The organism is Acidovorax sp. LjRoot204, from assembly GCF_056175785.1.
Map to the genome: position 1 here is coordinate 1 of NZ_JBGFFF010000158.1, position 10,137 is coordinate 10,137.

Consider the following 10,137-nt stretch of genomic DNA (forward strand, 5'->3'; position numbering starts at 1 on the left):
CCACCCCCAAGGATCAATCCAGCTAATCGGGTTAGGCGCATACTGGTGCAGGTTCAATCCGCCCGACAGCCCAATCGGATCCGGCGTCGTAAACGCCCCCAAGTCCGCGTCGTAGTACCGGAACGTGTTGTAGTGCAGCCCCGTTTCCCTGTCCAGGTACTGCCCCTGCATCCGCAGGTTCTGCTGAAGCTGCACTGTCTGGTTCGCTGACTGCTGTTGCAGTCGCTGAACAGGTCTTCCCGCTTCGTCGTAGCTTTGCCATTCCTCCCGGACCGTACTGCCCCATGTGCTGTACTGCGCTGTCCACACCAGGTGGCCGCTGTTGTCGCTCAGCTCTTCCGGCAGGCCGTTGGGCTGGGTGTGGAAGTAATACACCTGCGCTGCCTGCGCCGCTGGAGTTGCGGCTGCGGCTGCGGCTGCGGCTGTGGTCTTTGCGTCCGCTCTGGCCAAGCCATCGGTGGGCCCGTCGTTCGCCGCCGCCCCCACGTTGAACCGGTCGCTCCAGCCCGGGTTGGTCGTGGGCACGCTGGCTGGCTTGCCTTGTGCACTGTCTGATCCTCCGCCCAGCGCATGCGCAGCCGCAGCGTGTGGCTCTATGCCGCCACTTCCGTCGATGCGCGCCAGGGGCACGTAGCTGCCCGGCTCGTAGACGTAGGTGCTCGTGTGCCCGCCCCGGCTTTCCTGCAGCAGCCGCATTCCGTCCCAGGTGAAGTGCGTGGTGCCAAAGCTGTCAGTCTTGGCGATGCGCCTGCCCAGTGCGTCGTACTGGTAGCTGAAGACTTGGCTTTGCGGCTGACCGTCTTTGCCCGCCCGCACCACCGCCACCTGGGTCAGCCTGTGCTGGTGGTCGTAGCGGTAGTGCTGCTCCGTGTGGCTGCCTATGCGTTTTCTGATCAGCCTACCGAAGCCGTCGTATTCGTAGCGCTTGTCCTGCAGCACCTTGACGCGGTTGTTTTGCACCCAGCCTCGTCCCTGGTTGCTGAGGCTGCTTTCCTCCAGCGCGCTGATGCGGTTACCCGCCAGGTCGTAGTGGAAGTGTTCGCTGCGCTCGGGCTGGTTCGACAGCGTCTGCGTGATGCGCCCGCCCTGGTCGTAGCGGTGCAGGGTATGCCCCTGCTGGCTGTGCTCCACGCTGGTGAGTTCTCCGTTCCCGTCGTAGCTGTAGCGTTTGAGCAGCACGTCTTCGGCGTTGTGCCGCTGCTGCAAGCGCTGGCTCCAGTCTGCGCTGTAGGGGCTCCACGGGCCATCGACACCTGGGTCGGTGCCGATGCCGCGCCCTACCCGCAGCATGGCTGGCCGCACCCAGGCCGCCGCTTTGCGACCAACCGGGTCGTAGGCAAAACGGCTGGCCAGGCGGCCTTGCGTGCGCAGCACCTCGCGGTGCAGGTCGTCGCGCTCGATGTCGGCCAGGACGGCACCGTCCAAATTGATCTGGTGCAGGTGGCCGCTGCCGTAGTACAGGTGGTTCAGCGCGCGTCCGTCCGGCAGCCTGGTGCCGATGCGGTTGCCCAATGCGTCGTATTGGTGGTGCAGCGCGCTGCTGCGCTGCTGACCTTGCAGGGCGTGCCCTGCGGTTTCCTGCAGTACCTGGCCCAAAGCGTCGTATTGCCAGGTGTGCTGTGCAACAACTTCGCCCAGCGGCGTGCTGTGTTGCGCCGTCAACAAGTCGCCGGTGGGGCTGTATGCATAGTCGATCCGGGCTTGCAGCTCGGGCGGCGCCTGCGTTGCGGCTGCGCCAGCCTGCGCGGCCGCACCGGGTGTGTAGACGTTCTTCTGAACCAGCTGGCCCGCAGCATCGCGCACCAACTGGGTGTGGATGGGCTGCACCTCGGCGTGGCCCGGCACGGCGTCGCCCTGGCCCTGGGGCATGGGGTGTTCGGTCACGCCGACGACCTGGTGGGCTGCATCGTAGTGCAGCACTTGCCGGGTGCCGTCGATGCGGGTCTCGGCCACCAGGCGGTCCACCGCGTCGTAAGCGAACCGGTACGCCTGGCGGTTTTCATTGACCAGCGCCGACAAGCGCCGTGCCGCGTCATACCCCAGCTGGATGTTGCTGGTGAGTGCGCCAACCGCTTTGGAGCGCCCAGTCAGCTGGCCGCGCTGGTTGTAGCTGTAGCTGGTGGTATGGCCCAGCGCATCGGTGGCGATCACGCACTGGCCCGCCGCGTCGTAGTGGTACTGGTGCTGCGCGCCGTCCGGCAGGGTCAGCTGCAACAGCCTGCCCAACGGGTCGCGCTCGAAAACGGTGGACTGGCCCAGGGCGTCGATTTCCTGGTGAAGGTGGCCCTGCGCGTCGTACGTGTAACGGGTGGTCTTGCCGCTGCAATCGGTGTAGGCGGTCAGCAGGCCCCTGGCATCCCAGCGCAGCTGCTTGCGCCCGCCGTGGGCATCGGTCACCAGAACGGGCAGGCCTCGGTCGTCGTTCGCGTAGCGGGTCACGTGGCCCAGAGGGTCGGTCTCCGCCACCAGATTGCCGTGGTCGTCGTACTGGTAGCGCCAGGTTCCGCCGCCAGGGTCTTCCGTCGCGACCAGCAGGCTGGCCGGGCCGGGGCTCCAGCGCTGGCGGTGCGTGCGTCCGAGGGCGTCCGTTTCTGCGGTGAGGTTGCCAGCGTCGTCGTAGGTGTACGTGGTGGATCGCCCCAGCGGATCCGTATGGCCCAGCAGCTGTTTGGTGGTGCCCCACACCTGCGTGGTGGTGTGGCCCAGAGCGTCCGTGTGGCGGGTGATTTCGTGGTCGGTATTCCAGTGCCACTGCTGACAGCGGCCCAGGCCGTCGGTGACCTGGGTGCTGCCGCTGCCGTCGCCATGCAGGCCGTATTCAAAGGCATACGCTTCGCCGTCGTCCGTCCAGTGCCGCACCACGCGCGCATGGGGGCCAGGGCGATTGCCGATGCCTTGGGCAAACTCCTGCCATTCGTAGCTGCACAGCAAGCCACCGGGCAGCTGGTGGCTCGCCATGCGGCCATTTGCATAGGTAAACCTGCGCGTCGTCTGCCCTGCGCGGTCTCTCACTTCGGCCAGTTGGCCTGCGGCGTCGTAGCAGTAGTTCACCAGCGCCTGCGCAGCCTCGCCATCGGCGCCCACGCGCAGATGAATCTGCTGAAGCCGGTCAGTGCCTGGAACATACAGAAACTCCAGGAGCCGGCCTGCGCTGTCCGCCACATGGGTGAGCACACCGTGGTCACCGTAGCGCAGCGCGTGGTAATTGCCGTTGCGGTCCTCGATGCGCTGCAGGTGCAATACGCCCACCGCCGCAGCATCACCCACGCTCCCGGCGGGCGCCTGGCCGAACCATTGGTACATGCCTTCGGCTGTGACGACGACGTAGTCACCGCCTTCACTGCACAGCACGCCGATCCCCTCAGCGACGCTGAACAGGCCTTGCCCCGGCGCCGGGCGGGTGAACTGTATGTCGCGCCCATCTGCGTCGTAGTAGGTGACGGCGGGCCGGCCCTGCGGATCGTGGTCCAGGTGCAGCTGCACCGTGTAAGGTGTGCTCCAGCCGCGGCCCAGCGGGCCGTCGCTGCGCTCGTCCAGGCTGTTGTAGATGCGCTGCCACGCCACGGGCAGCACGCCTGGCAGCACGAAATCCAGATCGCTCCCATCGGCCAGGAGCTTGGCGCCCGTGGCGATGTGCACAGGGTTGCCCAGGATGGCCGGCACGGTCATGGCCGCTGAGCCTGCGGCTTGCGCAGCCTTCAACATGCATTCCGCGTTTTTGACGAGCGCCTTCGGATCCTTGACCAGCTTCCAGAGACATTTGATGTTCTTCAGGAGATTTCGGGCCTCCGCAATGAATAGTGCCGCCCGCAGCAGTGAATTGACCTCGTCGTCGTAGTCACGCACCGCCTCAGGAGCCCCGCCAATAAAGACGTTGGGCGAGCCTGCATGAATGGTGGCCCCGCACACGACCTTGTCGCCCTTGCGGGCAGCCAGGGCTTCATTGATGACGGTCTGCTTGGGTCCGACCGCAGCGCCCTGCGCGATCAGGTTGACGGGCGTGATGGTGTGCTTGCCGCAAACCACTTCGTCCAGCGGTACCGCGTTGGTGGCCCGCGCAGCGGGAATGCTGTTGACGAACACATCGGGTGAGCCGGTCTTGATGGCCCCGGTCACATCCCAGGTTTCAGGGACCAGCCAATCGGCAATTTTTTCTCCGATAGCGCCCCCCGCCATGCTGACAGCGAGGGTGGCCAGCGCTCCGGTCAGCACGACGGCTCCCGCGAGGATCGGCGCCGCCAGCCCGCCCGTGACCACGGTGCCGACGGCTGCAACACCCGCAGTCACCCCGGCCGCGATGGTTCCAGCGCACAGCGCACCAAGCGCGGCAGCGCCTGCGGCTATGCCAACCACCTTGGCCAGCAGGCGTGCGTTGGCATTGCTGTGGGCAATGGGGTCGCCCAGTCGGGCCGCGGGTGGAAACTGACTCATGGGCGAAGGGGGTCGTGGAACGAGGGGTGAGGCGGCTGCCGGGTTGCGCTACGGGGAACTGCGGCGCCAACGAGTGCCGAGGTCCGTCGATGCGCGTCGGAGCGACTGCCGGGACGCGGGCTCGCAACCCGGCGCTGCCTGGTTCAGTGGCGCGGCTGGAAGCTTGCGCAGATGGCCAGCCAGGCATTCTTCTGCGCGTCGGTGATGGGCGCGGCAGACGCCGCCGTGAGCACCAGCACGCTGGCGGCGTCGGGCAGCAGCCACGTGCGTTGCCGCTGGTGAATGACCTGGCCGTTCTGCGTGAACTGCTGGGCAAGTTCCACGGCAATGGTGTCGTCCCTGTCGGGAGCCTTCTGCGCGTGTTTTTCCTGGATGGAAAACTTGCTGACCTGCAGTGTCACCGCCTTGATCTGGCGGTCGACGAAGGCCTCGAAGGATTCGCCAGGCTCAAGCCTGTCCCGGGTGATGATCAGGCTCAGATCGAGGCCACTGTGGCCCGTCAGCAGCATGTTCATGCTGTTGTCCCGAAGGCCGTCGGGCAGCGTGAAGCTGCCTTCGTTGAGGTGGAATTGCATGCGAAGGTTCTTTGGTGGAGATGGCTGTCGTGCTGGCGAAAAGGTACGCTGCGTAGGGGGGTGATTCAGCAGTTGAGCTGGATGGGCGCCCCGTGAACGTCCAGCAACTCGCTCAGTTTGATCAGACCGTTCTTGCCCTTGATGACGACTTCGCCTTTGTCGGTGAGCTTGAGCGAAGCGACGCCCTCTCCCTCACCGATGGTCAGCGTAATGCTCTCGCCCGCCTGCAACCTGATGTGCTTGGCCGCCTTCACCAGCACGGAATCCTTCGTGGCCTGGATGTTCACGTTCTGGTCACCGACGACGGTGGCGGTGTCCTGCTTGGAAGCCAGGGTGATGTTCTGCTGGGCGGTGAGGTTCATGTTGCCCGTCTGGGCTTCCGAAGCGATGTCGCCCTTGGACACGGTGTTGCGCTGACCACCTTCGGACACGTGGGTCAGCATGCCGCTCTTGGCCAGTTGGGTGAGCTGCGCGCCGCTGGACAGCGTGATGTGCTGCTTGGCATGCATGGAGGCGCTCTGCCCCGAACTGATCACGATGGGCTTGGGGCTGATCATCGAATGCCCTTCGGGGCTCACGATGGAAACCACCGGCTTGCTGATGTCCTTGGACAGCTCTCGCAGCGCCTGCGACTGTGGCATCGCCGGGTCGGTATTCGTGGGCATGAGCGTTTCCGCCCCTGCACCACCCCCTCTTCCGTCGCCGGCGAGCGCAGCAATGGCAGCTGCCGCTTTCGACAAGGTGGCCATGGCAGCCTTGCCGCCGGTCATCGCGGCGATTCCCGAACTCAGCTCCATCATGTGCGATGTCTTGAGGCCATTGATGGCCTCGATGGCACCGTTCATGGCCGTGACGGCCTCGCCTGCTTCCTCCATCAGCGAAGCCGTGTTGGCCAGGCCTTCACCCAGGCCGTCGAAGCCGTCCGGGTTGTCGTGCGCCAGCTTCTGCTTGAAATCCTGCGTATACGTCGTGATCAGCAGCCCCTTGTCCGCCCGGATGGCACCCCACTCATTGGTGCGCAGCTCAAAGCCATAGCTGCGCTTGGCCTCGGTGCTCTGGTTCATCAGGTAACCCATGTGCAGGTGCGTATTGCCATGGTCGGTGGAGAGCTCGATGTGCTCGATGCCCTTTTGGTCCTCAAACCGCAGCATGTGCTTGCCGCCGCCGCCTTTGCTCCAGTTCGTCTGGAAGCCGGACTGCGTCTTGTGCTTGGGCAGCTCCCACGGTGGCATCTGGTCTGCGTTGTAGACGCGGCCAGTGATGATGGGATAGTCGGGGTCGCCGTTGAGGAAGTCCACGATGACTTCCTGGCCGATGCGCGGCGTGAAGATACCGCCGTACTTCATGCCCGCCCACGGGTGCGACACTCGGATCCAACAGCTGGAGTTCTCGTCCATGGAGCCAATGCGGTCCCAGTGGAACTGCACCTTCACACGTCCGTATTTGTCGGTCCAGATTTCCTCACCAGGCGGGCCCACCACCACAGCCGTCTGGGGGCCCTGGCTACGGGGCTTGGGCGTGACCCGGGGTGGGGTGAACGGCAAACTGGTGGGTTGCGCCTTCAGCACAAACCGTTGAATGGACCCCACCTCATCCTTGGTGGTTTTAGGCGTGGGCTTGGCTACGCTGCTGACCTCAGGGTTCTCCTGAAAATGGTATTGCACCGAGGTGATGAGGTACTGCTGGTTCTGGTCTTCGCGCGGGTAGTTTTCCAGGTTGAAGGTGTAGCCGGGGGTGAGCGCGCGGCAGCTGGATTTACCTTGTACGACGCTTTGGCGAGTCAGGTTCTCCTGGAGGCGCACCTTCACATACGCCTCGCCATCTCCATATTCGGTATAGCCACCGGGCCACTCGTAGATCTCGTGGCTGTCATGCGCGTGACCCGGGGGATCTTTGCGCATGTTCGACAAATCTGCCTTGGGCTTCTTGAAGTCGTAGTCGTCGTTGTAATGCCGACCCGGTTTGATTTCCTCCGCCAACTCCCACGCATAGATGCTTTCGCGATCAGCGATGGCAGCTTTTTCAGGGGGATAAAAGGGGATTGAGGCTGCGTCTGGCAAAGGGCTGTGCGACGCCACAATGTCGTCCGCCAGCGTGAGCGTGTGTTGTCCTGCTGAATGCTGGTGGTAATAATAAATACCCTCATGCTCCATGAGGCGAGAAACAAACTGGCAATCAGTTTCGTTGTATTGAACGCAATAATCCCAGGCACGATAACTACGCGTCAGCTTTTTATCGAGGGGATAACCATATTTACCCAGAACTTCTTCAATGATTTCTGGAACAGTTTTGTTCTGAAATATCTTGAAATCGCTTTTACGGGTTGCCAGCCAGAGCCAGGGGCTGAGCCGCGCCCGGTAGGAGTACATGCGGTGGTCTTGCCCCTGCATGCCAAACCGGGTGACGATGCCGTCGATATGGCGGGTGCCACCGCCCTCCGTTTCTACAACGATGGTGGCGTTTTTGCCTAACAACGCCTTGGGATCCACACTTTTGCTCTCACTCAGCAAGTCCACGTCCAGGGTGAAGAGTTGGCTGATCTCTTCGATACCCTGGAGTTGCCTGAATTTGAGCTGGTCGCCCAGAGGCGTTTGAATGGTGACGCGACGTTTCATGTGCTGCAGACTGTCCGACCGATGAGTGCAAAGTGCGGCGGATGATAGCTGCAGGCAGGTATTTTCTTTTGACAGAAGGCGCCGTTAATACGGCGAAATTAACGCAAAAAGTAACTTCGGTTACCAATCAGGAATCTTCAAGACATCTTGCAACAGAAAGAAAATCGGCAAAGGCACCTGTGGTAATGAACAACTCCTGTCCAACTCTTTTTGAAACAAGGTTCATGTCATTTGCAGCAGGCCGCCCATCAGGATCACCGCGRGGCGCGTTGCCACGACATTTCCGCCAAGGCTGAGCTCGGCATCGAAAACGATTGGAGGCACGGCATCAGGCCATTGCCGACTGCGCCGCTGGAGGATCACCCCCCTCCACCGCTCTCCCCTCCATCTCCCCCTCCACCTTGCGCAGCAAGTCCGCCAGGGTCTTGCCTGGCTCCTGCCGGAACTGCTCGTCCAGCACGGTGATGGAAGAAATTCGGTCGATGCGAAAGCCCCGAAAGTCATTGCGCAGCTCGCACCAGGCCGACAGCGTCCAGACCTTGCCCCAGTAAAAGCAGCCGAGCGGGCGCAGGCGGCGCAGGCTGGGGCGGCCGTTGACGTCGGCATAGTCCACCTGCACCACGTGGCGGCTGTGCACTGCCTCGCGCAGGGCTTGCAGGGTGGCCTGGGCGCGCGGGTCCAGGCCGACGGGCGGGGCATACAGGGCCTGGGCCTCGGCCGCCACGCGCGCGGCGGGGGGCAGCACGGACAGGATCTTGCCCAGGGCGCCTTCCACCTCTCGGGCCAGCCCGGCATCCAGCCAGGTCTGGGCCAGACGGGCGGCAGCTACCAGCGCATTGGCTTCACCCTGGCTGAACATCAGCGGCGGCAGATCGAAGCCCGCGCCCAGGCGGTAGCCCACACCGGCTTCGCCCTCAATGGGCACGCCCTGGTGCTGGAGGTCCGCCACGTCGCGGTAGATGGTGCGGGCCGAGACTTCAAGCCGCTCGGCCAGGAAGGCGGCGGTGGACAGGCGCCGCCCCCGGATGAGCTGGACGATCTGGAACAGGCGGTCAGCGCGGCGCATGAACGTGCCCCCCGGGGCGAGCTGCAGCCGACCAGATGGGCAGTGTCAGGACGCAGAACTCAGCCATGGCCTTTGCTCTGCTGCGCCAGCGCGTCGTCGATCTGGGAGGCGCGCACAAACGCGGAGCGCTGCCTGAACGGCTGCACAAACTGCTCGAACGCGGGGCGGCGTTCGATGGTGCCGAACTGCGTGCCCCAGATCAGGTGCGCGCCCACATACAGGTCCAAGGCCGTGAAGTGGTCGCCGCACAGATGCGGGCCCTGGCGCACGGCTTGCTCCAGGGTGTTCATCACATCGGCGTAGCTGCCGTAGCCCACCATGGCCGCCCGTTCGGCGGGTGCCAGCAGGTTCAGCGCCTTGGCAGTGGCGGCGCTCTCCAGCGGGCCGGCGCAAAAGAACAGCCAGCGGTAATACGCAGCGCGTGCAGGCGTGCCCACAGGGGGCGCCAACGATTTGTCGGGGAACAGGTCGGCCAGGTAGGCACAGATGGCCGCCACCTCGGTGACCACCACCTGTCCGTGCCGCAGTGCAGGCACCTTGCCCATGGGGTTGATGGCCAGGTAGTCGGGAGCCTTCATGGTGGTGCCGTATTCAAGCAGCACGGTGTCGTAGGGCACACCACACTCTTCCAGCATCCAGCGCGCGGTACGGCCTCGGGACATGGGATGGGTGTAGAACGTCAGGGCGGCAGAAGATGTGTTCATGGAGGCTCCTGGTTCGTTCAGGTCATGCGCGGGGCGCACTGGGGGCGATGCCGATATGGATGGCCACGCGGTCCGGGCCTTCATACAGCTCGAAATCGGTGCCAAAGCGCCGTGGCACTTGCGGGTGGGCCGCAAAGTAGCGCCAGACCTCGCCCCAGGCATCGATCACCATCTGCGGCATTGTGCCGTGGCCGTGGAACACCAGATAGTCGCCCGCCTGCACCGCGATCTGCACAGCCCCTGGCACCGAGGTGACGGGCGGTGGCACAGCCACGCCAGCAGTGACATCAAAGGCGCCGTGTTCGTCGGATTCGTAGTCGCTGTAGACGCCGAAGATGCGGCCATCCTCACCACGGCCGGGCAGGTTGCGCTCCCAGCTCTGGCTGAAAAAGCGGTCCCACAGACCTCCAATGCGGGCGGTGGCGGGGTCCATCTCGTCGCGATTGCGGGTGCGTACCGTCAGTCCAGTGACATGAAACGCGGCAACCGGGGTCATGGTGGGGGTTGTTGTCATGGTCAAGCTCCTCTCTGTGTCAGGCCCGGCATGGTGCAGCCCGGCTGCTGACAACATGGTGTCAGTAGCCTGTCTGCAGCGTTGCAACAAGCCGTGACACGCGCCGACGCAGACGGAGCCACACCGCAGGGCCCTCTCTCGGCCGACGAGAAGATGACGGAAGCCGCTGCCAGCACGCCATGACAAGCGAGGGCAGAGGGAGCGTTGTGCCGCCCCCCGCTCAGCTCAGCAC

6 protein-coding genes are annotated in these 10,137 nt (G+C 64.1%); all 6 read right to left on the reverse strand.

Going from position 1 to position 10,137, the window contains the following annotated elements:
• On the reverse strand, positions 1–4,431 hold a 4,431-nt coding region (locus tag AC04MI_RS20555), incomplete at its 3' end, for an RHS repeat-associated core domain-containing protein (protein ID WP_476498567.1).
• Between the two features lie 143 nt (positions 4,432–4,574).
• Positions 4,575–5,006 (reverse strand): DcrB-related protein, encoded by a 432-nt coding sequence (locus AC04MI_RS20560; RefSeq protein WP_056057242.1) that lies wholly within the window; start codon positions 5,004–5,006, stop codon positions 4,575–4,577.
• A gap of 65 nt (positions 5,007–5,071) precedes the next feature.
• A complete protein-coding gene (tssI, locus tag AC04MI_RS20565) occupies positions 5,072–7,621 on the reverse strand; it encodes a type VI secretion system tip protein TssI/VgrG (protein ID WP_436076529.1) in 2,550 nt (849 codons plus the stop codon).
• A 328-nt stretch (positions 7,622–7,949) separates the two neighbouring features.
• Complete coding sequence (locus tag AC04MI_RS20570; protein WP_436076530.1) at positions 7,950–8,687, reverse strand: helix-turn-helix transcriptional regulator; 738 nt, start codon at positions 8,685–8,687, stop codon at positions 7,950–7,952.
• A 59-nt stretch (positions 8,688–8,746) separates the two neighbouring features.
• Complete coding sequence (locus AC04MI_RS20575) at positions 8,747–9,391, reverse strand: glutathione S-transferase family protein (RefSeq protein ID WP_436076531.1); 645 nt, start codon at positions 9,389–9,391, stop codon at positions 8,747–8,749.
• A 22-nt stretch (positions 9,392–9,413) separates the two neighbouring features.
• Positions 9,414–9,905: a GyrI-like domain-containing protein gene (locus AC04MI_RS20580; RefSeq protein WP_056057233.1), complete on the reverse strand. Its 492-nt coding sequence runs from the start codon at positions 9,903–9,905 to the stop codon at positions 9,414–9,416.
• Positions 9,906–10,137: the final 232 nt, after the last annotated feature.

What these genes read in the sequence shown, in the direction of transcription:
- AC04MI_RS20560 (WP_056057242.1), bottom strand. Translation starts at nt 5,006, where the DNA reads ATGCAATTCCACCTCAACGAAGGCAGCTTCACGCTGCCCGACGGCCTT.
- tssI (WP_436076529.1), bottom strand. Translation starts at nt 7,621, where the DNA reads ATGAAACGTCGCGTCACCATTCAAACGCCTCTGGGCGACCAGCTCAAA.
- AC04MI_RS20570 (WP_436076530.1), bottom strand. Translation starts at nt 8,687, where the DNA reads ATGCGCCGCGCTGACCGCCTGTTCCAGATCGTCCAGCTCATCCGGGGG.
- AC04MI_RS20575 (WP_436076531.1), bottom strand. Translation starts at nt 9,391, where the DNA reads ATGAACACATCTTCTGCCGCCCTGACGTTCTACACCCATCCCATGTCC.
- AC04MI_RS20580 (WP_056057233.1), bottom strand. Translation starts at nt 9,905, where the DNA reads ATGACAACAACCCCCACCATGACCCCGGTTGCCGCGTTTCATGTCACT.